Source organism: Sphingomonas sp. HMP6, from assembly GCF_013374095.1.
Taxonomy (GTDB): Bacteria; Pseudomonadota; Alphaproteobacteria; order Sphingomonadales; family Sphingomonadaceae; genus Sphingomonas.
On record NZ_AP022672.1, the window covers coordinates 2,161,796 to 2,183,195 of the forward strand.

A 21,400-nucleotide genomic window follows, 5' to 3' on the forward strand; every position below is an offset into this window, starting at 1 on the left:
GTGAACCGAAACTTAACCGTGTTCTACCCCGGACAGTCATAAAAAAACCGCGCCCGATCAAGATCGGACGCGGTCTTTTCATGTCGTTTGCGGCGATCAGGCTCCCGCGGGCGCCGGGTTGCCGAAGGGACCACCCCCCTTGGGGCGGCGCGTCTTGGGAATTGACGTCCCCGCACCGGGCACGCTCGGCGCGGATGCGTCGGGATCCTCGCGACCGATGTCGCCATCGAACGCCAGCCGCTTGATCTCATCACCGGTCAGCGTCTCATATTCGAGCAGCGCACCCGCAATGCGGTGGAGCTGGTCGATATGCTCGGTCAGCACCTCGCGCGCCCGCGCAAGACCGCCGTCGACCAGCTTGCGGATTTCGCTGTCGATCATCAGCGCGGTCTCGTTCGACATGTTCTGCCGCTGCGTCTGCGAATAGCCCAGAAACGTCTCGCCCTGCTGCTCTTCATATTGCAGCGGGCCGAGCGCATCGGACATGCCCCATTGCGACACCATCGCGCGGGCGAGCTTGGTCGCCTGCTTGATGTCGCCCGAAGCGCCGCTCGACACCTTGTCGTACCCGAAGATCAGTTCCTCGGCGACGCGGCCGCCCATGACGGTCGCCATATCGGCGTACATCTTGTCGCGGTGATACGAGTAATTGTCGCGCTCCGGCATCGACACGACCATGCCCAAAGCACCACCGCGCGGGATGATCGTCGCCTTGTGGATCGGATCCGACGCCGGCTCATGAATGCGGACCAGAGCGTGGCCAGCTTCATGATAGGCGGTCATGCGCTTTTCCTCGGGCGTCATCACCAGCGAGCGCCATTCGGTGCCCATGATGACACGGTCCTTGGCGGTCTCGAACTGCGCCATCGCGACCAGCCGCTTGCCCAACCGCGCCGCCATCAGCGCCGCTTCGTTGACGAGGTTGGCGAGATCGGCACCCGACATGCCCGGCGTGCCGCGCGCGAGCGTGCGTGCATCGACGTCGGGTGCGAGCGGCACCTTCTTCATATGGACTTCGAGGATCTTCACGCGACCCTCGATATCGGGCAGCGGCACCGTCACGCGGCGATCGAAGCGGCCCGGACGCAGCAATGCGGGATCGAGCACGTCGGGGCGGTTGGTCGCGGCGACGATGATGATGCCTTCCGACGCCTCGAACCCGTCCATCTCGACCAGCAACTGGTTGAGCGTCTGTTCGCGTTCGTCATTGCCATTGCCAAGACCGGCACCACGATGGCGACCGACCGCGTCGATTTCGTCGATGAAGACGATGCACGGCGCGGACTTCTTGGCCTGTTCGAACATGTCGCGTACGCGGCTCGCGCCGACGCCGACGAACATTTCGACGAAGTCCGAACCCGAGATGGTGAAGAACGGCACCCCCGCTTCACCCGCAATCGCGCGGGCGAGCAGCGTCTTGCCGGTGCCGGGCGAACCGACGAGCAACGCGCCCTTGGGGATCTTGCCGCCAAGGCGGGCAAACTTGGTCGGGTCCTTCAGGAACTCGACGATTTCCTGCAGCTCCTCGCGTGCCTCATCGATGCCGGCGACGTCGTCGAAGGTCACACGGCCCTCCTTCTGCGTCAGCATCTTCGCGCGGCTCTTGCCAAAGCCCATCGCGCCCGATCCGGTGTTCTTCTGCATTTGGCGCAGCACGAAATAGCCGAGGCCGAGGAACAGGAAGAAGGGCAGCGAATTGACCAGCAGCACCTGCCAGATCGGCGCGCCCTCCTCAGGCTTTGCACTGATCATCACGCCCTTCTCGCGGAGGCGATCGGTCAAGCGCGGGTCCTGCGGGGCATAGGTGCGGAACTTGGTCGCGTCGGTAAAGGTGCCGGTGACGACCTCACCCGCGATGTTGACGTCCTTGACGCCGCCTTGCTCGACTCGGTCGAGGAACGCCGAATAGGCGATCGGGGTCGCGCCCGGGCTGGCCGAGCGATTGTCGATCAACGTCACGAACAGCGCCAGCGCAACGAGGATGCCGACCCAGATGAGCAGCGATTTCATCCAGGGGTTGGGCCCGTTGTTGTCGGAACCCGGCTGCTTGTCGTTGTCGTTCATACGGACACGTACCTTTCTCGAGCCACCAAGATAAGCACAGCGCGATCAATGGCAATGGAACAGCGACGCATTTCGTCGATCACAGTGAGCGACGCGGCGGTTCCTCAGCGAATCTCCACACGCTGCCCTTCACCGACACCATGATTCCGGCCTGCGTCGCGGCTTTCCCGGCTTCGAGCGCATCGAGCAGCGACTCGATGTTGGCCGAGTCGCCGAAGGCCGGACGGACGATTCCATTGACCGTGCGGACCCAGTCGATCGCCGAGCGACACATTCGCCGTTTCATCTCGCGCGGGAGGTCGGCAATGTCGAGCCAGCTTTGATCATCCGGATCATCGACCCCGACCGGCCCGACCTTGCGCGTGCGCCACAGCCACGCTTCGATCTCGCGCAGCGTCGAATCGGCTTCGGCGGCATAGCCAGCGGATTTGGCGATCTGCAGCGGATCGAGCCACGGCGTATCCCGGAGGAGCGCGCGGAAGCGGGTCCGGTCGTAATGATCGTCGGCGTTGCTCGGGTCATCGACGAACGGCAGCGCCTGCGCCACCGCGAGCGCGCGCAGTTCTGCTACGCGCCAGTGCAGCAGTGGCCGGACGAGCGCTACATCCCAGGCATCGAACACCATTCCGGAGCTGCCGACAGGTTTTCGCACCTCTCGTGTCTGCAGCGCACGAATACCCGCCAGCCCCGCCACGCCCGACCCACGCGCCGCGCGCATCAAGAAGGTTTCGGCTTGGTCGTCGGCATGATGCGCGGTGGCGAGGCATTTCGCGCCGCTCTCGACCGCCCAGCGCAGCAAGAGCGGGTAGCGCCGCTCGCGCGCGCGCGCTTGGACGGCGCTGGTGCCGATCTCATCGGCGACGGTTAGGATCGTGTGCGCAATGCCAGCGCCGTCGCACCACGCAGCAACCATCGCGGCTTCATCGGAGGATGCAGCGCGCAACCGGTGATCGACCGTTGCCGCAACCACCTGCCCCGGAAAGGCCGCGTGCGCGAGCGCGAGCATCGCCATGCTGTCCGGGCCGCCCGATACCGCCAGCGCGACGCGCTCGCTCGACGCGACTGGTCGGCCGAGCGCGCCCGCGAAATCGGCGCGAAACCGCTCGACCGTGGCCCGGTCGAGCCCGCTCATCTCACGAACAGCTCGAATCCGCGCGGCCCTTGGCGACGCCCGCCTTCATCCGCGCATCGGCCTCGACCTTCGAGCCATAGCTGCGCGTCAGCTCGGTATAGACCTTGCACACTTGCGTCGCCGGCTTGCCGAGCTTCACCAGCGCCTGCGCCAGATAATAGAGGCTCTCGGGCGCGCGGTCGCCGTCGGGCCATTTCTTGTAATTGTCGTAGAAAGCGAGACTGGCGAGCGACGGCTTGCCCTCGTCGAGATAGGACCGACCGAGCAGATTCTGCGCATAGCTCGCACGCTTGTGCGTCGAGAATTTGGTGGTGACGGTGGTGAATTGCGCCTCCGCCTCGGGATACAGCTTCGCCGCCCACAGGCGATAGCCGAAGAGATAGGTGTCCTCCGCCGTATCGCCGGTTTCGGGGCGCTCGACCGCGGCGATCTTGGCCGCGCGTGCCGGGTCGGCGGCGGCAGTGGTGGGCTTGGTCGGCGTGGCCGCAGGCGTCTTGGCCGGGGTTGGTTTGGGCGGCACGGCCTTGTCGACCAGCGTCTTGTCAACCGGCGGCTTGGACGGCTGCGGGCGTTCGATCGGGGCGGGACCGCCCAGCGCCGGTGCGGGCGCAGGCGCGGCGGCGGCACTCGCTTCCAGCGCCTTGATCCGCGCGTCGAGCAATTGCAGCCGGTGCTGGTTCGTCTCGCTTTGCGCCACCAGGCCACGCAATTGCGTTTCGAGCGAATCGACCCGCGTGGTCAGATCGGCAACCGGGCTGGTCGGCGAGCCCGGCAGGATCGTCTCGGACGCGGGCGGCTGGTTCTCGGGCAGAACATATTGCCCGCTGCCGCCGGGGAAAACCTTGCGCTGGACCGCGCGCATCTCGCCCTCGAGCCGATCGACCCGCCCCTCGATCGCGCCGCGTTGGCCGCTTTGCGCGTGCGCCGGGGGCGCGACCACGGCGGCGCTGCTCAGCAGGATGACAGACATTGCAAGGTTACGCATGGTACACCCCCCGGTGCGAGAAAGAATGAAGCATAGCGGAACGCCGCACGACGGCGCCAGCCTTTACGGTGTCGGCGTCGGGCCCGGCGCAGGCGCGGCGGGTTCGGGCGCGATAGAAACCGGGGCCGCGATATTGAGCGGCGCAGATGCGGGCGGTGCCGCACGGGTCGCGCGCGGCGTGGGGCGTGCGGCGGGCCGGGTCGATCGCGTCTCCGAAGTGGCGGTCGGCACGGTGGTCGACGCGGCGCCCGGCACGATCGGCTGAGTCGCGGCGGCCGGTTGGCCACGCGCGGTCAGCGACGCGGCGTCGATCGGCACATCCTTGATCGCAACCTTGCCGGTGCCGAGCGGCGCAACCGCCGTACCGCCGACGGTGATCTGCAATTTGTCGGGCCGCCCGACGTTGATCAGCGGGCCGTTCGCATCGGCCGGAAGCGAATAGACTTCACCCGCCTTCAGCGTGCCGAGGAACAGCGTTTTTCCGGCGGTGTCATAGACCTTGAGCCAGACTTCGTCGGTCGCGGTCAGCACGACGGCGCCGGTCGGCACCGTCGGTGTCGCGACGGCGGCAGACGTTGGGGCCTCCGCCATCGTATTGTCCACAGGCGTCGCAGGCGCGCTTTCTTCGCCGCGGAACAGCGTGGTACCATAGAACAGGCCGACGCCGATCAGCAGCAGCACCGCGACAATCAACGCGCCGACCGCCACCCCGCGCGTCGGCACGCGCGACGGCTCGTCGATCTCATACGCTTCGTATTCGGTGCGGCGCGCCGCGCCTGGCTGATCGCTCGCGCCGCGGACTTCGCGCGCGATCGCGACCTCATCAAGATCGACCGCGCGCGCATAGGCCTTAGCGAAACCGACTGAATAGGTGATCGACGGGAGCGCCGCATAATTGCCCGCCTCGATCGCCTCAAGCTGCCGCACCGGCACGCGCGTACGCGCCGCGATTTCGGCGAGCGACAGGCCCTGCGCTTCGCGTGCCTCGCGCAGTTTTTCTCCGGCGGTCTTTGGAAACAGAGTCGCCTCTTCGGGCGGATTCGGGTCGGTCATCAATCTCTCCGACAGGATGGGTGCGGCCCATTCATTGTCCTGTCCTGCCAGCGTGTCTCACAAAGGGACGGCGACAAGTCAACGGCCCGTCACGTCGTCTACCTCGCGATCACGCCAGTTCGACATTGTTTTCCGTCGCCCAAGCAAGCAGCGCGCCGCGCATGTCACGTGGGGGTGCCTTGAGCAGCGCCGCCATGTGCGCGGTCAGCGCTGCGCGATCGAGCGAGCGCAGCATCGCCTTGAGCGGCCCGACTGCGGCAGGCGTGATCGACAGCCGGTCGATCCCGAGCCCGATCAACGCCATTGCCTCGAGCGGACGTCCGCCCATTTCGCCGCACACCGTGAGTTGCACCCCCGCCGCACGCGTCGGCTCGACCAGTTTTTGCAGGAAGCGCAGGATCGCCGCACTCAGCCAGTCATACCGCTCGGCAAGCTTTGGGTTGGCGCGATCGGCCGCGAACAGGAATTGCGTCAAGTCGTTGGTGCCGACCGACAGGAAGGAAATATTGGGCAGCAACAGGTCGAGCTGTTCGGCCAGCGCCGGAACTTCGAGCATCGCGCCATAGCGGATTTCGCTGGGCAACTTCTTGCCCCGCCCGCTCAGCCATCCCCGCTGCGCTTCGAACAACGCGCGTGCCTCATCGAATTCCCACGGCTCGCTGACCATCGGGAACATCACGTTGAGCGTCCGACCGGCGGCCGCCTCCAGCAGCGCGCGCGCCTGCACCTTCATCAGCCCGTCGCGTTCGAGCGCGAGCCGGATCGCGCGCCAGCCCATCGCCGGATTTTCCTCGTCGGCATCGTCCTTGTTGAGATACGGCAGCGCCTTGTCGCCGCCGATATCGACCGTGCGGAAGATGACCGGGCGGTCCCCTGCGGCATCGAGGACATCCTTGTAGAGCCGCTGCTGCCGATCGCGCGACGGCAGGGTTGCCGAGACAAGGAACTGGAATTCGGTGCGGAACAGGCCGATCCCATCGGCCCCGGTCACGTCGAGCGCCGACACGTCGTCGCGCAAGCCGGCGTTGACCATTACCGTCACGCGGTGCCCGTCCTTCGTCACCGGCGCCACGCTCTTGAGCGCGGCGAACACCGCCTTGCGCTTCTGGCGAAGGTCGAGCGTGGTCTCGAACGCTTCCTCCATCGCGGTCGAGGGCCGCGCGAAGACGTTGCCCGCGGTCACGTCGAGCAGCAGCAGATCGCCCTCGCCGATCAGCCGCCGCACGTCGCGCACGCGCCCCAATACCGGCACGCCCATCGCCCGCGCGACGATGGTCACGTGCGCGGTCAGCGATCCTTCTTCGAGGATCACCCCCTTCAGCCGCCGCCGGTCATATTCGAGGAGTTCCGCCGGACCCAGATTGCGCGCGATCAGGATGGTATCTTGCCGCAGACCCATTTGCGCCGCAGTGCCCATCTGGCCCGAGACGGTGCGCAGCAGCCGGTTCGACAGATCCTCCAGATCGTGCATCCGGTCGGCCAGCAACGGATCGTCGATCTGCCGCATCCGCATCCGCGTGCGTTGCTGGACGCGCTCGATCGCCGCCTCAGCAGTCAGGCCGCTGTCGATCGCCTCGTTGATGCGACGGCTCCAGCCCTCGTCATAGGCGAACATCTTATAGGTCTCGAGCACCTCTTCATGCTCGCCGCCGACGCCGAATTCGGCTTGCGCGGCGATCCGCTCGATCTGTTCGCGCATCTTGTCGAACGCGGCATAGACGCGGTGGCGCTCGGCCTCGGTATCCTCGGCCACCGTATGCTCGACATGCACGCGCGGCTGATGGAACACGGCATAGCCGCTCGCCATCCCCTCGACGAGCTTGAGCCCGGCGATGCGCATCGGTGCGGTCGATTGCGGGCGGACGGTCGCGGCGCCGGTCGCATCGACCAGCTCGGCATTGGCGATCAGCTCGCTCAGCACCATCGCGACGGTCTGCAGCGCCTCGATCTCGACATCGTCGTAGCGGCGCGATTCGACATGCTGGACGCACAGCACGCCGACCGCCTGTTCGCGCCGGATGATCGGCACGCCGGCGAAGCTGTGGAAACGGTCTTCGCCCGTCTCGGGCTTGTAGGCGAAATCGGGGTGCGAGGCGGCTTCGTCGAGGTTGAGCGTCTCGACTTGCGCGGCGATCGTGCCGACCAGCCCCTCGCCGAGCGCGAGCTTGGTGACGTGCACCGCCTCCTGCGCGAGGCCGCGCGTGGCGTAGAGTTCGAGCACGCCTTCGCGCAGCAGATAGATCGAGCAGACCTCGCTCACCATCGCTTCGCCGACGATGCCGACGACGGCATTGAGCTTGGCTTGCGGTGCGGTGCGCGATGCCATCACGTCGTGAAGGCGACGGAGGATTTCACGGGCGGAGGCGGCGGCGGAGGGCATTGCCTCGGGCTAACAGATTGTGGCGGCCCTTGGCTATCGTGCGGCGCACAAGATTTGCTTGGGGGCGCTGATAGCCGTGGCCGAGACGGCGCGGATCAGGCCGTGGTGATCGTCCGCTGGAAGGCTTCGATATGCTTCTGGATACGCACGGCATCACTGCCGAGGGCGTCGAGCTGCTGCAGCCACAGCGCGCGTGCCCGCCGCAGCGCCCGCGGGTTGCGGGCATGGACCAGCGCGTTCTTGTAAGATAGCGCCAGATTGTAGTCGGCCGTCGCCAGATCCCAGCGCGTGCACATCAGTGAGCGGCTCGCCGTCAAAGCACCATCGCAGGAGAAGCTCTGCACCCGCGTTCCCGCGCGTGGATCGGGCCTGCCGGGATCGGGTATATCGACCGGTATTTCCACCGCAGCCGGCTTGGGCGCCTCGAACAGTGTCGCCAGCCAGGTAAAGGACGAGCCATCGTCGGTCTGTGCCGTCGCGTGGAGCGGTTCGCTGGCGTTTGACGTTGTGCTATCGACGGCTGGTTCCGCAGCCGAAGCCACACCGTCCGCCGTGCTTCCCGTCGCCATCATGCCAATGCCGCCGACCGCCGCAACCGCAAGCAGCCCGGCCACGCCCATCCCGACCAGGGTCTTGATCGAAACGCGTTGCGGCGTCCTGGCAAGCGGGCAGCGCGCATCGGAACAGCGCACCAGCGCGGCGCGCTCGGCGGACTTGTTACAGAGGCTGCAGCGATCCGAGGCCATGATCTCAGAACGCTAGCAAAACAAAGTTAAATTCGGGTTAGCCAGGCGGCTTTAATCGAACAGTCCGTCCTGGCTCCCCGCCGGCGGGTTGAGCCCGAGATGCTTCCACCCGCCGGCATTGAGGCAGCGTCCGCGCGCGGTGCGCGCAATAAGGCCCAATTGGATGAGATAGGGTTCGATTACTTCCTCGACTGTGTCGCGCGGTTCGCTGAGACCCGCCGCGAGCGTCTCGACCCCGACCGGGCCACCGCGGTAGATGTCGGCGATCATCATCAGATAGCGCCGGTCCATCGCGTCTAGGCCGAGCTTGTCGACTTCGAGCCGGTTGAGTGCGGAATCGGCGGCGTGGGCATCCACCAGATCATGCCCGGCGGCATGCGCAAAATCGCGCACCCGGCGCAGCAGCCGCCCGGCGATGCGCGGCGTGCCGCGGGAGCGGCGGGCGACTTCGCTGGCACCTTCGGGCGAGATGGCGAGGCCGAGCAGCCCGGCGGCGCGGGTGACGACGCTGGTCAGTTCCTCGACCGTGTAGAAGGTGAGGCGTACCGGGATGCCGAAGCGATCGCGCAACGGTGTGGTGAGCAGCCCCTGCCGCGTCGTCGCGCCAACGAGGGTGAAGCGCGGCAAATCGATCCGTACGCTGCGCGCCGACGGCCCTTCGCCGATCATCAGATCGAGCGCGCGATCCTCCATCGCCGGGTAGAGCACTTCCTCCACCGCCGGTTGCAGCCGGTGGATCTCGTCGATGAACAGCACGTCGCCATCCTCGAGATTGGTGAGGAGTGCGGCAAGATCACCCGACTTGGCGATGACCGGGCCGGAGGTCGCCCGGAACCCGACCCCCATCTCGCGCGCGACGATCTGCGCGAGCGTCGTCTTGCCGAGCCCCGGCGGCCCAAAGAACAGGACATGGTCAAGCGCATCGCCGCGCGCCTTGGCAGCGGCGATGAAGATGCGCAGATTCTCGCGCGCCGCCTTCTGCCCGATGAAATCGTCGAGCGATTTCGGGCGGAGTGCGGCGTCGACGTCCTCGGGCGTGCGGGATGGGGTTAGGAGGGGGTTATCGGTCATTGGTCGTCCCGCAGCGCTCGGCCGACATCGCGCGCCTGATGAAGGATGCGGTCGGTGATGACGGTGTCGCCGATGACACGGTACAGAATCGCATGGGGCCGGTGCGATAGCGACCGAACATCCTTCCCGAGTTCCGGACGCTGGCGGCCAGCGAGCGGCTGCGCCTGCAACAAACGGAATAGCCGACGAAAGCCCTCGACATAACGAGCAGAGGCGACCGCGCCATACTCTGTCGCGCCCGCATCGCCAATCTGTTCGAGATCGCGACGCGCCTTCGCGCTAACGCGCAGCTCAGCCATGCCGATGATGGATACCAGCGATTATTTCATCGAGAATATCTTCGGGTTCTGCATCGACGATGCCGGAATCCACGCCTTCTTGGATCAGTGCCCGTACGCGCTGGACGTCGGCTTCATACGCGTCTTGGTCGCGGCGGACGAGATCGCGCAAGAAATCCGCTGGATCGGCGAAACCTTCCTGCGCAACACGCGCATCGACGTAGCTCTGAAGATCGGGCGACAAGGCGACGTTAAGGGTCATGTTCTCGTTATAGCCCTTCGCTTCATGCTGGTCCAGCGAGCTCACTTCGCCGCCTTGCGCAGCGCCAGCCGCACCAGCGCGTCGAGGCTCGCGCCTGCCCCCAGTTCCTCCTCCGCCGCCGCGACCGCGCCGCTGGCTTCGGCGGGGCGGAAGCCGAGGTTGAGCATGGCGGACACCGCATCCGCGCCCGCGCCGGTCGGGGCGACCGAGATGCTCGCGCCACCGATTTCGACGCCACCGATCTTGTCCTTCAACTCGCGCACGATGCGCTCGGCCAGCTTTGGCCCGACGCCGTTGGCGCGGGCGACCATCGCCTTGTCCTGCGCCGCGATCGCGCGGGCGAGGTCGTTGGGTTCGAGCGCGGAGAGGATCGCCAGCGCGACGCGCGCACCCACCCCCTGCACGCCGGTGAGCAAGCGGAACCAGTCGCGCTCGGACGCGCTCGCGAAGCCGACCAGGCGGATGAAATCCTCCGCCACCAGCATTTCGGTGTGGAGCATCACCGCTTCGCCGACCGGGCCGATGGCGGACAGCGTGCGCGACGAGCAGCCGACGAGATAGCCGACCCCGCCGACATCGATCACAGCATGATCGAGCCCCGTCGCGTCCAGCCTGCCTTTGAGATGCGCGATCAACCCAGCCACCATTCGTCATGCCGGGCTTGTTCCGGCATCCACCGGGCCGCAAGCGCCGCGGGTATTTCTATGCGGCACGGTGGGCCCCGGAACAAGTCCGGGGTGACGACCGGAATCAACGAAGCGCGCGCGCGCTCGCCAGATGATGCGCGTGGCAAATTGCCACCGCGAGCGCGTCTGCGGCGTCGGGTCCGTCGATTTTCACACCGGGCAGCAGGCGCGACACCATCGCGTGGACTTGCGCTTTCTCGGCATTACCGACGCCGACCACCGCCTTTTTGACCAGCCGCGCGGCATATTCGCCAACCTCGAGCCCCGTGCGCGCGGCCGCGCAGAGCACCACGCCGCGCGCCTGGCCGAGCTTCAATGTCGATTGCGGGTTGGCGTTGACGAACACTTCCTCGACCGCGCACGCCTCGGGCGCGTGATCGATCAGCAGCGCGTTCAGCATCGCATCGAGATGCGCGAGGCGGCGCGGGAGCGTGGCGGCGGTGTCGGTCTTGAGCTTGCCGTTGGCGACATGGCTCAGGCGGTTGCCCTCGGCGCGGATCAGGCCCCAGCCGGTGGTGCCAAGGCCGGGATCGAGGCCGAGGATCAGCATGGGCGCTTCTCCCCTCCCGCTTGCGGGAGGGGCTGGGAGAGGGAATGTTTTGGCACCCCCGCGACATGCCCTCCCCTAACCCCTCCCGCAAGCGGGAGGGGAATTTTCAGTCACCCCAGCTTTTCCAAAATAGCATCGGGCACGTCGTAATTGCCCCATACGGTCTGCACGTCGTCATCATCGTCGAGCGCGTCGATCAGCTTGAACAGCGTGATCGCATCCTCCTCGCCAACTTCGACCATCGTTTGCGGGCGCCAGGCGAGCTTCGCGCCTTCGGGTTCGCCGAGCACCGGCGTGAGCGCGGTGACGACTTCGTGAAGCGCATCGTTGGCGGTCCAGATTTCATGGCCGTCGTCGCTCGACGACACGTCCTCCGCGCCCGCATCGAGCGCTGCCTCGAACACCTTCTCGGCATCGCCTGCGCTAATCGGATAGTTGATCAGGCCCATCCGGTCGAACGCATGGCTGACCGCGCCCGATGCGCCCATGTTTCCGCCGTTGCGCGTCATCGCGATGCGGACGTTGGTGGCGGTGCGGTTGCGATTGTCGCTCAGCGCCTCGATAATCAGCGAAACGCCGCCGGGGCCGAAGCCTTCGTAGCGGATTTCCTCGTAATTCTCGGTATCGCCCTTCGCTGCCTTGTCGACTGCGCGCTGGATATTGTCCTTGGGCATCGACTGCGCCTTGGCGGCGTTGATCGCCATGCGCAGGCGCGGGTTCATGTCGGGATCGGGCAAGCCCATCTTCGCCGCGACGGTGATTTCGCGGCTGAGCTTGGAGAACATGCCCGAGCGCTTCTTATCCTGCGCGCCCTTGCGGTACATGATGTTCTTATATTTGGAATGGCCTGCCATGTGTGGTCCTGAAAACTGCCGTTCGGGCTGAGCTTGTCGAAGCCCTGCCCTTCTCCTGCGGCGCAGTTAGAAGAAGAAGCAGTCCTTCGACAAGCTCAGGACGAACGGAAGAGGGCGACGCTCAGACGAGCCCGAGCGCCTGCTTGTAGGTTTCGAGCAGCATTTCCGCTTCGTCGCGGTGGTGCTTTTCCATCTTCCGGAGCCGCACGATCTGGCGGATCGTCTTGGTGTCGAAACCGGTCGATTTCGCTTCGCCATAGACATCCTTAATGTCGTCGGCGATGCCCTTCTTTTCCTCTTCGAGCCGCTCGATGCGTTCGATCAGAAGGCGTAATTGGTCGGCGGCGATGATCTCGCTCACGGTAATGCTCCCCGCATGTGAATCAGTGAAAGGCGGGCGCTTTAGGGCAGCGAAGCGCCGCCGTCACGCATTCTTCGCAACACTCTCGGTCATACGGCGAAGTTGCTCGGGGCTCGCCTCGCCCTGATGCTCGGCCTTCCACTGCGCATAGGGCATCCCGTAGACGATCTCGCGCGCGGCGTCCTTAGACAGGCCACCATCCGCCTCCTGCACCCAATCCGACAGGCAGTTGCGGCAAAACCCGGCCAGCCCCATCAGATCGACATTCTGCGCATCGTCGCGGTGGCGCAAATGCCGCACCAGCCGACGGAAGGCGGCGGCGGCGACCGCATCGTCGAGTGTATCCAAATCGGCCATGGTAGCGCTCCGCAGTTGATCGCGCGGAGATAGGGGTTAGAGGCAGGCAGGCACAAGCCAGGACCTCCCCATGATCGAAACTTCCCCGACAAAGGCGTTTGTTCCGCGTTCGCGCAAGGTACGCATTCTGGCGACGCTCGGCCCCGCGAGCAGCAGCCCCGAGATGATCGCCATGCTGTTCGAAGCCGGTGCCGATGCGTTTCGCGTCAACATGAGCCACGGTGATCAGCAATCAAAGGTCGCGGTGATCGCGGCGATCCGCGATCTCGAAAGGATCTACCGTCGTCCGACCACGATCCTGGCCGATCTGCAGGGGCCGAAGCTGCGCGTCGGCAAGTTCGACGGCGGACGCACCGTGCTGGAAAAAGGCGCGACCTTCACGCTCGACCGCGACACGACGCCCGGCGACGCCACCCGCGTCGAATTGCCGCACCGCGAGATTTTCGAGGCGATCGAAGTCGGCGCGCGGCTGTTGCTCGACGATGGCAAGCTCGTGCTGCGCGTGACCGCGCACGACGCGACGACGATCACCACCGAAGTCGTGGTCGGCGGCGCGCTGTCGAACAGCAAGGGGCTGAACGTGCCCGATGTCGTGCTGCCGATGGCGGCGCTCACCGAGAAAGACCGCAGCGATCTCGCCTTCGCAGTCGACCAGGGGGTCGACTGGATCGCTTTGTCGTTCGTCCAGCGGCCCGAGGATCTGGCCGAGGCGCGAAAACTGATCGGCGGCAAGGCGGCGCTGCTCGCGAAGATCGAAAAACCGCAGGCGATCGACCGGCTCGAGGAAATCGTCGAGGCGTGCGACGGCGTGATGGTCGCGCGTGGCGATCTCGGCGTCGAACTACCGCCCGAAAGCGTGCCGCCGCTGCAAAAGCGTATCATCGAGGTTTCGCGTCGGCTCGGCCGCCCGGTGGTGGTGGCGACGCAGATGCTCGAATCGATGATCACCAGCCCCTCCCCGACCCGCGCGGAAGTGTCCGACGTGGCGACGGCGATCTATGACGGGGCGGATGCGATCATGCTGTCGGCGGAAAGCGCCGCGGGCGCATGGCCGACCGAATCGGTCGCGATGATGAACGCGATCGGCGAAGCGGTCGAACGCGACCCGACGCATGGCGACCGCATCCATTTCACCGTGATCCGCTCCGACCCGACCACGGCGGACGCGCTGTCCGAGGCGGCCAAGAACATCGCAAAGACGGTCGATGCGGTGGCGATCGTGTGCTTCACCACCTCGGGCTCGACCGCGCGGCGCGTTGCGCGCGAGCGACCGGGCGTGCCGCTGATCGTGCTGACCCCCACGCTGGAGACCGCGCGCCGCGCCGGGCTGCTGTGGGGCGCCTATGCGATCCACACCAAGGACGTCGATTCGTTCGAGGAAATGGTCGCCAAGGCCAAGCGCATGGCGCTGCGCCACGGCCTGGCCAAGGCCGGCGACCGCGTGATCCTGATGGCGGGCGTGCCGTTCAAGACCCCGGGATCGACCAATGTGCTGCATGTGGTGCGGATCGTCGGGGATGAGTTGAAGGGGTATGCGCACTGAGGGGTGGCGGCGGCTTTCGCCCAATTTCTGCCATTAGGGCAGAGGATCGAACGACCCGAAACCTGCCGTTCTGTTGTAAGACCACCCCAAGCCTTACCACTCGCGCCACTCGTCTATCTCCTCCACGAGGACCTTCTGCCGCGCCACATGGGCCATCTCTTCGAGCACGGCGCATATGTCCTCGCGCTCTTCGGTCTCGATGACGCCACCGGCCTTCTCGTCCGCTTCGTTGAACCAGATGACGGTCTTCTTCAGGACGGTCCGGACATCCGCCCTTCGAGGTTTGGGGCCAAGCTCTTTGAGGGCGTCGCAAGCATTGCGGATCACAGCGCGAGCGGCATCCGTGAACTCTTCGGGCGGGAACGGTGGCGATGGGGACCATCTCTCGAAAGGCGTCTCCGATTTAAGCTGCTCCCACGTAAGCTTGATCAACCGGGTGCGATACCGCTCCTCCTTGGCCGCTCGCTCGGCTTCATTCTTGGTGTTCTTTTTCTCGACCTCGATGACGACGTTTTCCCGGTCATTCGACCAGCGCCACTCACCTTCTGCGGCGTGGTTTGCACCGAACAATGTGGAAGTACATGATCCGGGAGCGTGGCTTACAAACGCATCAAAATACGATCGTTCCGCGCGAGAGGCCGGCTGCGTTCCCACAAACTTGAACTCGTCTAAATCGCTCGCTGGTTTCCACCACTCGCGGATGACACCGAAAACGGCCGGCCTACCCGTTTGGGCGAAGCGATGTTCGTTGATTATGGACGCTGTTCGGACCTCCGCAACCGTCGGCGGGTTGGACCAAATGCCGTCCAGAACAGCAATGAAAACATAATTTTCATTGATGCCGAGGATTTTGATCGCAGCAAATCGGCCTGTCGCGGGAGGCGAAAACTCCGTATAGGGCCGAGTTTGAAAGGAGTAGACCTGTCCGACTTCCATTGAGGTAGGCACGGAGCCTGCGCTAGGGTCAGCCAGCTTGCGCGCGAACGCCCACTTCAAAAGACCTTTCATCGATCATCCCCCACCCGCAGACGCCCACGATAGGGGCAGCTTTCCGCGATTGAAAACCTAAAAGCGGACTGGCGGCTAAGCACCAATCCCAGACAGTTCGTCTGCCAGCTTGACCTATCCGAGGACACCCAACCGCGCGAAATCGCCGCGCAACGCGGTCGCGTCGGTGAACAGCACCGCCTCCATCCCCACATTCTGCGCGCCCGCGACATTGTCGGCGCGGTCGTCGACGAACACGCAGTCCGGCGCGCCCAGGGCGAAGCGATCGAGGGCGAGGCGGTAGATCGCGGGATCGGGTTTGGTGAGCAGTTCGTCGCCGGACACCACGATGCCCTTGAAGCGATCGAACAGATCCGCTTCACGCGCGCGGAACGGTGGCCAGAATTCGCCCGAGAAATTGGTGATCGCGTAAAGCGGCACGCCTACGGTATCGAGCTCCAGCACAAGATCGCGCATGTCCGGCAGCATGTCGCCGAGCTGTTCGGTGAAGCGCGGCCCCCACTGCGCGATCAAGTCCGCATGGTCGGGATGCGTAGCGCTCAGCTCGGCCGAGGTTTCGGCGAACGGACGGCCGGCGTCATGCTGGAAATGCCAGTCCTTGGTCGCGACATCACGCAGGAACGCATCGAGCGCCGGACCCGGTGGGGTCAGGCGCTCGTACAGGAACCTGGGATTCCAGTCGTACAGGACGTTGCCGACGTCGAAGACGACGGCCTTCGCCACTGGCTTCAGCCCTGGCGGGCTTTAAACCGGCGGTTCGTCTTGTTGATGATATACGTGCGGCCACGACGACGAATCACGCGGTTATCGCGGTGACGGCCCTTGAGCGACTTCAGGGAATTGCGGATCTTCATGATCGATTCGCTTTGCAAATTCTGGAATGTGGAAAAGAGGGGCTGCGCATATGGTCGCCTTCCGGCTAAGTCAAGCCGAAGCACCCGCGAAAAGGCGCGGAACCGGCAGCCGGGGTCCAAGCGTTACACCCGTGCAACGTTTGTTGCTGGTCGAGGAATAGCATGATGAAACTGGGTTTGGGATTGGCACTGGCGGCAACTGCCGCGCTCGGTGCGTGCGCGACGACGCCGCGAGTCGCGCCGGTCGAAGTATCGCGTTTCCATCTGGGCGCGCCGCTTGAGACGGGGACGCTGACGACCGAGCCGATGCCGGGTGCCGGCGCGCCGGGGCTGGAATTCCGGAGCTACGCCGCCGCGATCGAGACCGAGGCCCTGAAGAACGGCTTCACCATCCCGGCGAGCGGGACGACCGCGCAATATGTCGCAGTGCTCGGCTTCAGCCGCACCGCGCGACAGGGCCCGCCCAAGAGCGGCGGGCTGACGATCGGCCTGGGCGGCGGCGGGTTTAGCGGTGGTCGCGGTGGTGGTGGCGGCGTCGGTCTTGGCGGCGGCGTGTCCTTCCCGGTCGGCACGCAGCGGTTCCGCGAGGTCGTCGTCACGCAAATGACAGTGCAGATCCGCCGCCGCCGCGACGGCACGGTGATCTGGGAAGGCCGCGCTGAAACCAGTGCCGACGGGGCCGCACCCGAAGCGCAGACCGACCCGACCGCGGCGAAATTGGCGCGCGCGCTGTTCCAGGGCTTCCCCGGGGAATCGGGCCGCACTATCACGGTGAAATGACCCAGCCCCCAACGCTCAGCATCAACGCCGCCTTCGACAGCGGTAATATCGAGGTTGTCGCGGTCGAGGATGACCGCGTCACCTTGAATATCCGGCAGGATCATCTGTCGGATTTCTACCAATGGTTCCACTTCCGGGTGGCGGGCGCGCGCGGGCGGACGGTAACCTTTCGCATCACCAATGCGGGCGGCTCGGCGTACCCGTTCGGCTGGCCGGGATACAAGGTGCGCGTCAGCACCGATCGCGAGACGTGGCGGATGGCGCCGACGCGCTATGTCGACGGGGCGCTCGAATTCGAATGGACCGGCACCAGCGAATTGGTGTGGTTCGCCTATTTCCAACCCTATACGATGGAGCGCCACGACGCGCTGGTCGCGCGCATCGCCGCGCGCCCGGGCGTCACGCACCGCGAGCTTGGCCAGTCGATCGACGGACGCGCGATCGATTGCCTCGACATCGGCAGCGGCCCCAAGCATGTCTGGCTCTACGCGCGGCAGCATCCCGGCGAGAGCATGGCCGAATGGTTCCTGGAGGGCGTGCTCGAACGGCTGACCGACGCCGCCGACCCGGTGACAGAGGCGCTGCTCGCCAAGGCGACCTTCCACTGCGTGCCCAATATGAACCCCGATGGGTCGTTCCGCGGGCATTTGCGCACCAATGCGGCGGGGGTGAACCTCAACCGCGAATGGCACACGCCGACCCCTGAGAAGTCACCCGAAGTTTTGTGCGTCCGCAACGCGATGGACGAGACCGGCGTGGCGTTCGCGATGGACGTGCACGGCGACGAAGCGATCGCGGCCAATTTCCTGGCCGGGTTCGAGGGGATTCCGTCGTGGACCGATGCGCTGGGCGAGAAATATTATGATTTCGGCCGCCGGCTGGAAGCGCACACGCCCGATTTCCAGACCGCCAAGGGCTATGACAAATCCGCGCCGGGCCGCGCCAATCTGTCGATGTCGACCAATCAACTCGCCGAGCGCTTTGGCGCGGTGTCGATGACGCTCGAGATGCCGTTCAAGGACCATGATCCCAACCCCGACGCCGAATTCGGCTGGTCGGGCGAGCGCTCGAAGGCGCTGGCGCATGCGTGCCTTGAGGTGCTGGCGGATATGATCGACGGGATTTAAGGCCTCCTCGCCTCCCCGGCGAAGGTCGGGGCCCAGTCGCGAGAGGTTGGTTGATAGTGTCGCGCCCTAACGATATCCGACAGCGCAACTGGGCCCCGGCCTTCGCCGGGGAAGGAGACAATAATCAATGCCCACCCTCGTCCTGATCCGCCACGGCCAGTCGGCCTGGAACCTCGAAAACCGCTTCACCGGCTGGTGGGATGTCGATGTCACCGAGAAGGGCGCCGAGGAAGCACGCGCGGCGGGGCGGTTGATGGCGGAGAAGGGGCTCGATTTCGATCTCTGCTTCACGTCGCTGCAGACGCGCGCGATCAAGACGCTCAATCTGGCGCTCGAGGAAATGCAGCGGCTGTGGTTGCCGGTCGAGAAGAATTGGCAGCTCAACGAGCGGCATTATGGCGGGCTGACCGGCCTCGACAAGTCCGAGACCGCCGCCGAATATGGTGCCGACCAAGTGCATATCTGGCGCCGCAGCTTCGACATCCCGCCGCCGCCGATGGAGCCGGGCAGCGCCTATGACCTGTCGGCCGATCGGCGGTATGCGGGCATCGCGATCCCCAATGCGGAAAGCCTGAAGGACACGATCGCGCGCGTGCTGCCGTATTGGGAGGGTCGCATCGCGCCCGAACTCAGGGCGGGCAAGCGCGTGTTGATCTCCGCGCACGGCAATTCGCTGCGCGCGCTGGTCAAGCATCTGTCGGGCATTCCCGATGACGCGATCACCACGCTGGAAATCCCGACCGGCCAGCCGATCGTCTATGAACTCGACGACGCCCTCACCGCCACCGATCGCTATTATCTGAGCGAACGGTAGCGGCGGCGGGCCGGGCCGGGCTCAGTTCGGCTCGGTCTTGATCGTCGTTGTCGTCTTGGTCGTTACGCTCGGGGCGGGGCGTGCCGCGACATGCCGCACGCTGCGGCGGACGACCCTGCGCTTCGCGACCGTCCTCGGCTTCGCGGCTGGAGCGGTCTTGACCACCTCGGTGGTGACCGTCGTCGTCGGCGGGGCCGGCGGAGCGACCATCACGACCGGCGCCGGTGGCGGTGCCGCGCGCGCGGCGGCAGCAGCGGCTTCCGCACTCGCCGCAGCCTGTTCAGCGGCATTGGCGCGCGCATTGGCGGCCGCCGCCTGGGCCTGCGCATCGGCCGCAGCGTCCTGCGCATTGGCGGTGTTGGCCTGCGCGTTCAACGTCTGCGCGCGCTGGGCCTCACCCAACGCCGTATCGGCAAGCTGGCTGGCGCGGTGCGCGGCGGCGATCGCTTCTTCCTTGTCGCCGCGCGCAAGGCGTTCCTCGGCGGTGCGCAGCGCGGCCTGGGCATCGGCCTGCAGCCGCGGCGACTGCGCACTCGCGCCGATCTTGACAGAGGCGTCGATCTTCGCGCGCGCTTCGGCGATTGCGGCCTGCGCGCGCTCGTGCTTGCCGGCGGCAGCAACCGGGCTGGAGAAGACGAGCGCAGCCGACATGGCGGCGACCGAAACGGCGTTGAAAATACGGGTCATGAAAAGGACCTCCTGTGGTGGTTAGTGCGCTGCTCAACTCATGCCGGGGCTGCAATGTTCCGTTTCGCCACGGTTGCCCTGCCCCGCGCCGCCCGCTAGGCAAATGGCATGACCGCGGCAGAGATTCCCCACGTTGGCATCATCATGGGCAGCACGTCCGATTGGGAGACGATGCACCATGCCGCCGATGTGCTGCGCGAATTGGGCGTTTCGCACGAAGCGAAGGTGGTATCGGCGCACCGCACGCCGCAGCGGCTCTACGATTATGCCACCAGCGCGGCCGAACGCGGGATCAAGGTGGTGATCGCAGGGGCCGGCGGCGCGGCGCATCTGCCCGGCATGGCGGCGGCGCTGACGCATTTGCCGGTGCTGGGGGTTCCCGTAGAGAGCAAGGCGCTGAAGGGCGTCGATAGCCTCTATTCGATCGTGCAGATGCCCGCCGGGGTGCCCGTCGGCACGCTGGCGATCGGCAAGGCGGGTGCGAAGAATGCAGCGTTGCTGGCGGCGGCGATTTTGGCGCTTAGCGACGAGGATTTGAGCGCGCGGTTGCAGGCGTGGCGTGCGGCCCAGACCGACGGCGTCGCGGTCGATCCGGCGTGAGGCGCGACGCCCACCGCTATCCGTTCGCCCTGAGCCTGTCGAAGGGCCCGAGCAACAAACGCCACCTGCGTTCGCGGAGAGCTGTGCTTCGACAAGCTCCGCACGAACGGCATTCGAGATCGATCGTATGAACCCCCTCCCCCCCGGCTCCACCATCGGCATTCTCGGCGGCGGGCAGCTCGGGCGGATGCTGTCGGTGGCGGCAGCCCAGCTTGGCTATCACACCCGCGTGCTCGCGCCCGACGAGGAAGCGGTGGCGGCGCAGACCGCGACCAGCTTCACCCGCGCCGATTATCACAGCCGCATCGTGCTCGACGAATTCGCCTCGGCGGCCGATGTCGTGACGTACGAGTTCGAGAATATCGCGCTCGATCCGGTGATCTATCTGGCGGCAAAGGTGCCGGTCCACCCCGCCCCCGCCGCGCTCGGCATCGCGCAGGACCGCGCGCAGGAAAAGCAGTTCGTCGGCGAGCTCGGCGGCCGCACCGCCCCCTGGGCCAAAGTCGAGACGCTCGCCGAATTGGAGGCAGCGGTGGCGGAGATCGGCTGCCCGGCGATCCTCAAGACGCTGCGGCTCGGCTATGACGGCAAGGGGCAAGTGCGCATCACCACGCCCGGCGACGTTCCGGCGGCATGGGAGGCGATCGGCGCGCGGCCCGCGATCCTTGAGGGGTTCGTGACGTTCAGCCACGAATTCTCGATCCTGCTGGTGCGCGGGCGCGACGGGCAGATGGTCAGCTATCCGCCGCCGTGGAACGAACATAAGGACGGCGTGCTGGCGCGCTCGACCCTGCCCGCACCCGCAGAGATCGCGGCAAGCTGGGGCGAGGCCGCCGCGCTCGCCGGGCGGATCGCCGACCGATTGGGCTATGTCGGGGTGCTGGCGTGCGAGTTCTTTGCGAGCGCCGATGGCCCGGTGTTCAACGAAATGGCGCCGCGCGTCCACAATAGCGGGCATTGGACGATCGAAGGCGCGGTCACCTCGCAATTCGAAAACCACATTCGCGCGATCTGCGGCCTGCCGCTCGGCGACACGGGATTAACCGCGCCGACGGTGGCGATGGAAAATCTGATCGGGCATGATGCCGACCGCTGGGCCGCGATCTTGGCGGAACCCGGCGCGCATCTGCATTTGTACGGCAAGGAGACACGCCCGGGCCGCAAGATGGGGCATGTTACGCGGCTGGGCCGGTAACGCGCCGGGCTGC

Annotated in this window: 24 protein-coding genes; 6 read left to right on the forward strand and 18 right to left on the reverse strand. The window is 65.9% G+C overall.

Annotated features, from left to right (window positions below; all coding sequences use genetic code 11):
• Positions 1-96 precede the first annotated feature (96 nt).
• The 14 genes from ftsH to HMP06_RS10625 all read right to left on the reverse strand — a co-directional run bounded on the left by ftsH (position 97) and on the right by HMP06_RS10625 (position 12,779).
• Positions 97-2,064: an ATP-dependent zinc metalloprotease FtsH gene (gene ftsH / locus HMP06_RS10560; protein WP_176497051.1), complete on the reverse strand. Its 1,968-nt coding sequence runs from the start codon at positions 2,062-2,064 to the stop codon at positions 97-99.
• Between the two features lie 79 nt (positions 2,065-2,143).
• Positions 2,144-3,196 (reverse strand): tRNA lysidine(34) synthetase TilS, encoded by a 1,053-nt coding sequence (tilS, locus tag HMP06_RS10565; protein ID WP_176497052.1) that lies wholly within the window; start codon positions 3,194-3,196, stop codon positions 2,144-2,146.
• A gap of 1 nt (position 3,197) precedes the next feature.
• Positions 3,198-4,181, reverse strand: a complete 984-nt coding sequence (locus HMP06_RS10570; protein WP_176497053.1) for a tetratricopeptide repeat protein — start codon at positions 4,179-4,181, stop codon at positions 3,198-3,200.
• Between the two features lie 63 nt (positions 4,182-4,244).
• Entirely contained in the window at positions 4,245-5,234 is a 990-nt protein-coding gene (locus HMP06_RS10575) for a helix-turn-helix domain-containing protein (RefSeq protein ID WP_176497054.1), read from the reverse strand.
• Positions 5,235-5,343: 109 nt separating this feature from the next.
• Entirely contained in the window at positions 5,344-7,614 is a 2,271-nt protein-coding gene (gene ptsP, locus HMP06_RS10580) for a phosphoenolpyruvate--protein phosphotransferase (RefSeq protein WP_176497055.1), read from the reverse strand.
• A gap of 95 nt (positions 7,615-7,709) precedes the next feature.
• Positions 7,710-8,360, reverse strand: a complete 651-nt coding sequence (locus HMP06_RS10585; protein WP_176497056.1) for a hypothetical protein — start codon at positions 8,358-8,360, stop codon at positions 7,710-7,712.
• 51 nt (positions 8,361-8,411) lie between these two features.
• Positions 8,412-9,431, reverse strand: coding sequence for a Holliday junction branch migration DNA helicase RuvB (ruvB, locus tag HMP06_RS10590; protein ID WP_176497057.1), 1,020 nt, complete (start codon positions 9,429-9,431; stop codon positions 8,412-8,414).
• A complete protein-coding gene (locus HMP06_RS10595; protein WP_176497058.1) occupies positions 9,428-9,730 on the reverse strand; it encodes a type II toxin-antitoxin system RelE/ParE family toxin in 303 nt (100 codons plus the stop codon). The genes ruvB and HMP06_RS10595 overlap by 4 nt, the downstream gene beginning before the upstream one ends.
• Positions 9,723-10,016 carry a ribbon-helix-helix domain-containing protein gene (locus HMP06_RS10600; RefSeq protein ID WP_176497059.1) on the reverse strand — a complete coding sequence of 98 codons (294 nt, stop codon included), beginning with the start codon at positions 10,014-10,016 and terminating at the stop codon, positions 9,723-9,725. Before HMP06_RS10600 ends, HMP06_RS10595 begins: the two co-directional genes overlap by 8 nt.
• Entirely contained in the window at positions 10,013-10,606 is a 594-nt protein-coding gene (gene ruvA, locus HMP06_RS10605) for a Holliday junction branch migration protein RuvA (protein WP_176498481.1), read from the reverse strand. Before ruvA ends, HMP06_RS10600 begins: the two co-directional genes overlap by 4 nt.
• A gap of 115 nt (positions 10,607-10,721) precedes the next feature.
• A complete protein-coding gene (gene ruvC / locus HMP06_RS10610) occupies positions 10,722-11,207 on the reverse strand; it encodes a crossover junction endodeoxyribonuclease RuvC (protein WP_176497060.1) in 486 nt (161 codons plus the stop codon).
• A gap of 110 nt (positions 11,208-11,317) precedes the next feature.
• Positions 11,318-12,061, reverse strand: coding sequence for a YebC/PmpR family DNA-binding transcriptional regulator (locus HMP06_RS10615; RefSeq protein WP_176497061.1), 744 nt, complete (start codon positions 12,059-12,061; stop codon positions 11,318-11,320).
• Positions 12,062-12,182: 121 nt separating this feature from the next.
• Positions 12,183-12,422, reverse strand: a complete 240-nt coding sequence (locus tag HMP06_RS10620; protein WP_176497062.1) for a DUF2312 domain-containing protein — start codon at positions 12,420-12,422, stop codon at positions 12,183-12,185.
• A gap of 63 nt (positions 12,423-12,485) precedes the next feature.
• Positions 12,486-12,779: a DUF1244 domain-containing protein gene (locus tag HMP06_RS10625; RefSeq protein WP_176497063.1), complete on the reverse strand. Its 294-nt coding sequence runs from the start codon at positions 12,777-12,779 to the stop codon at positions 12,486-12,488.
• Between the two features lie 70 nt (positions 12,780-12,849).
• Between HMP06_RS10625 and pyk the strand changes: the two genes are divergently transcribed.
• On the forward strand, positions 12,850-14,322 hold the full coding sequence (gene pyk / locus HMP06_RS10630) for a pyruvate kinase (protein ID WP_176497064.1): 1,473 nt from the start codon (positions 12,850-12,852) through the stop codon (positions 14,320-14,322).
• A 93-nt stretch (positions 14,323-14,415) separates the two neighbouring features.
• Here the strand turns inward: pyk and HMP06_RS10635 are convergent, their stop codons facing one another.
• From HMP06_RS10635 to ykgO, 3 genes are all read right to left on the reverse strand, one after another.
• Positions 14,416-15,330: a hypothetical protein gene (locus HMP06_RS10635; protein WP_176497065.1), complete on the reverse strand. Its 915-nt coding sequence runs from the start codon at positions 15,328-15,330 to the stop codon at positions 14,416-14,418.
• Between the two features lie 114 nt (positions 15,331-15,444).
• Positions 15,445-16,053: an HAD family hydrolase gene (locus HMP06_RS10640; protein ID WP_443026478.1), complete on the reverse strand. Its 609-nt coding sequence runs from the start codon at positions 16,051-16,053 to the stop codon at positions 15,445-15,447.
• Positions 16,054-16,058: 5 nt separating this feature from the next.
• Positions 16,059-16,184 (reverse strand): type B 50S ribosomal protein L36, encoded by a 126-nt coding sequence (ykgO, locus tag HMP06_RS10645; protein WP_010160916.1) that lies wholly within the window; start codon positions 16,182-16,184, stop codon positions 16,059-16,061.
• Positions 16,185-16,349: 165 nt separating this feature from the next.
• Between ykgO and HMP06_RS10650 the strand changes: the two genes are divergently transcribed.
• The 3 genes from HMP06_RS10650 to gpmA all read left to right on the forward strand — a co-directional run bounded on the left by HMP06_RS10650 (position 16,350) and on the right by gpmA (position 18,905).
• Complete coding sequence (locus tag HMP06_RS10650; protein ID WP_176498483.1) at positions 16,350-16,964, forward strand: DUF4136 domain-containing protein; 615 nt, start codon at positions 16,350-16,352, stop codon at positions 16,962-16,964.
• Positions 16,961-18,091, forward strand: coding sequence for a M14 family metallopeptidase (locus tag HMP06_RS10655; protein WP_176497066.1), 1,131 nt, complete (start codon positions 16,961-16,963; stop codon positions 18,089-18,091). The genes HMP06_RS10650 and HMP06_RS10655 overlap by 4 nt, the downstream gene beginning before the upstream one ends.
• 127 nt (positions 18,092-18,218) lie before the next feature.
• Positions 18,219-18,905, forward strand: coding sequence for a 2,3-diphosphoglycerate-dependent phosphoglycerate mutase (gpmA, locus tag HMP06_RS10660; protein ID WP_176497067.1), 687 nt, complete (start codon positions 18,219-18,221; stop codon positions 18,903-18,905).
• A 21-nt stretch (positions 18,906-18,926) separates the two neighbouring features.
• Here gpmA and HMP06_RS10665 read toward each other — a convergent pair whose 3' ends face one another.
• The gene (locus tag HMP06_RS10665) at positions 18,927-19,592 is read right to left on the reverse strand and encodes a hypothetical protein (protein WP_176497068.1); all 666 of its coding nucleotides are present in this window, start codon (positions 19,590-19,592) and stop codon (positions 18,927-18,929) included.
• 108 nt (positions 19,593-19,700) lie between these two features.
• On the opposite strand from HMP06_RS10665, the gene purE reads away from it, so the two are divergent.
• Both purE and HMP06_RS10675 read left to right on the forward strand, forming a co-directional pair.
• Positions 19,701-20,192 carry a 5-(carboxyamino)imidazole ribonucleotide mutase gene (gene purE, locus HMP06_RS10670; RefSeq protein WP_176497069.1) on the forward strand — a complete coding sequence of 164 codons (492 nt, stop codon included), beginning with the start codon at positions 19,701-19,703 and terminating at the stop codon, positions 20,190-20,192.
• A 127-nt stretch (positions 20,193-20,319) separates the two neighbouring features.
• Positions 20,320-21,387, forward strand: a complete 1,068-nt coding sequence (locus tag HMP06_RS10675; RefSeq protein ID WP_176497070.1) for a 5-(carboxyamino)imidazole ribonucleotide synthase — start codon at positions 20,320-20,322, stop codon at positions 21,385-21,387.
• Positions 21,388-21,400 lie beyond the last annotated feature (13 nt).

Coding starts and splice junctions, on each gene's coding strand:
- HMP06_RS10575 (WP_176497054.1), bottom strand. CDS start 5,234: ATGACCGACCCGAATCCGCCCGAAGAGGCGACTCTGTTTCCAAAGACC.
- ptsP (WP_176497055.1), bottom strand. CDS start 7,614: ATGCCCTCCGCCGCCGCCTCCGCCCGTGAAATCCTCCGTCGCCTTCAC.
- ruvC (WP_176497060.1), bottom strand. CDS start 11,207: ATGCTGATCCTCGGCCTCGATCCCGGCCTTGGCACCACCGGCTGGGGC.
- HMP06_RS10650 (WP_176498483.1), top strand. CDS start 16,350: ATGAAACTGGGTTTGGGATTGGCACTGGCGGCAACTGCCGCGCTCGGT.
- HMP06_RS10615 (WP_176497061.1), bottom strand. CDS start 12,061: ATGGCAGGCCATTCCAAATATAAGAACATCATGTACCGCAAGGGCGCG.
- pyk (WP_176497064.1), top strand. CDS start 12,850: ATGATCGAAACTTCCCCGACAAAGGCGTTTGTTCCGCGTTCGCGCAAG.
- purE (WP_176497069.1), top strand. CDS start 19,701: ATGACCGCGGCAGAGATTCCCCACGTTGGCATCATCATGGGCAGCACG.
- ruvB (WP_176497057.1), bottom strand. CDS start 9,431: ATGACCGATAACCCCCTCCTAACCCCATCCCGCACGCCCGAGGACGTC.
- HMP06_RS10665 (WP_176497068.1), bottom strand. CDS start 19,592: ATGACCCGTATTTTCAACGCCGTTTCGGTCGCCGCCATGTCGGCTGCG.
- HMP06_RS10655 (WP_176497066.1), top strand. CDS start 16,961: ATGACCCAGCCCCCAACGCTCAGCATCAACGCCGCCTTCGACAGCGGT.
- HMP06_RS10675 (WP_176497070.1), top strand. CDS start 20,320: ATGAACCCCCTCCCCCCCGGCTCCACCATCGGCATTCTCGGCGGCGGG.
- HMP06_RS10635 (WP_176497065.1), bottom strand. CDS start 15,330: ATGAAAGGTCTTTTGAAGTGGGCGTTCGCGCGCAAGCTGGCTGACCCT.
- HMP06_RS10595 (WP_176497058.1), bottom strand. CDS start 9,730: ATGGCTGAGCTGCGCGTTAGCGCGAAGGCGCGTCGCGATCTCGAACAG.
- HMP06_RS10625 (WP_176497063.1), bottom strand. CDS start 12,779: ATGGCCGATTTGGATACACTCGACGATGCGGTCGCCGCCGCCGCCTTC.
- tilS (WP_176497052.1), bottom strand. CDS start 3,196: ATGAGCGGGCTCGACCGGGCCACGGTCGAGCGGTTTCGCGCCGATTTC.
- gpmA (WP_176497067.1), top strand. CDS start 18,219: ATGCCCACCCTCGTCCTGATCCGCCACGGCCAGTCGGCCTGGAACCTC.
- ftsH (WP_176497051.1), bottom strand. CDS start 2,064: ATGAACGACAACGACAAGCAGCCGGGTTCCGACAACAACGGGCCCAAC.
- HMP06_RS10585 (WP_176497056.1), bottom strand. CDS start 8,360: ATGGCCTCGGATCGCTGCAGCCTCTGTAACAAGTCCGCCGAGCGCGCC.
- HMP06_RS10570 (WP_176497053.1), bottom strand. CDS start 4,181: ATGCGTAACCTTGCAATGTCTGTCATCCTGCTGAGCAGCGCCGCCGTG.
- ykgO (WP_010160916.1), bottom strand. CDS start 16,184: ATGAAGATCCGCAATTCCCTGAAGTCGCTCAAGGGCCGTCACCGCGAT.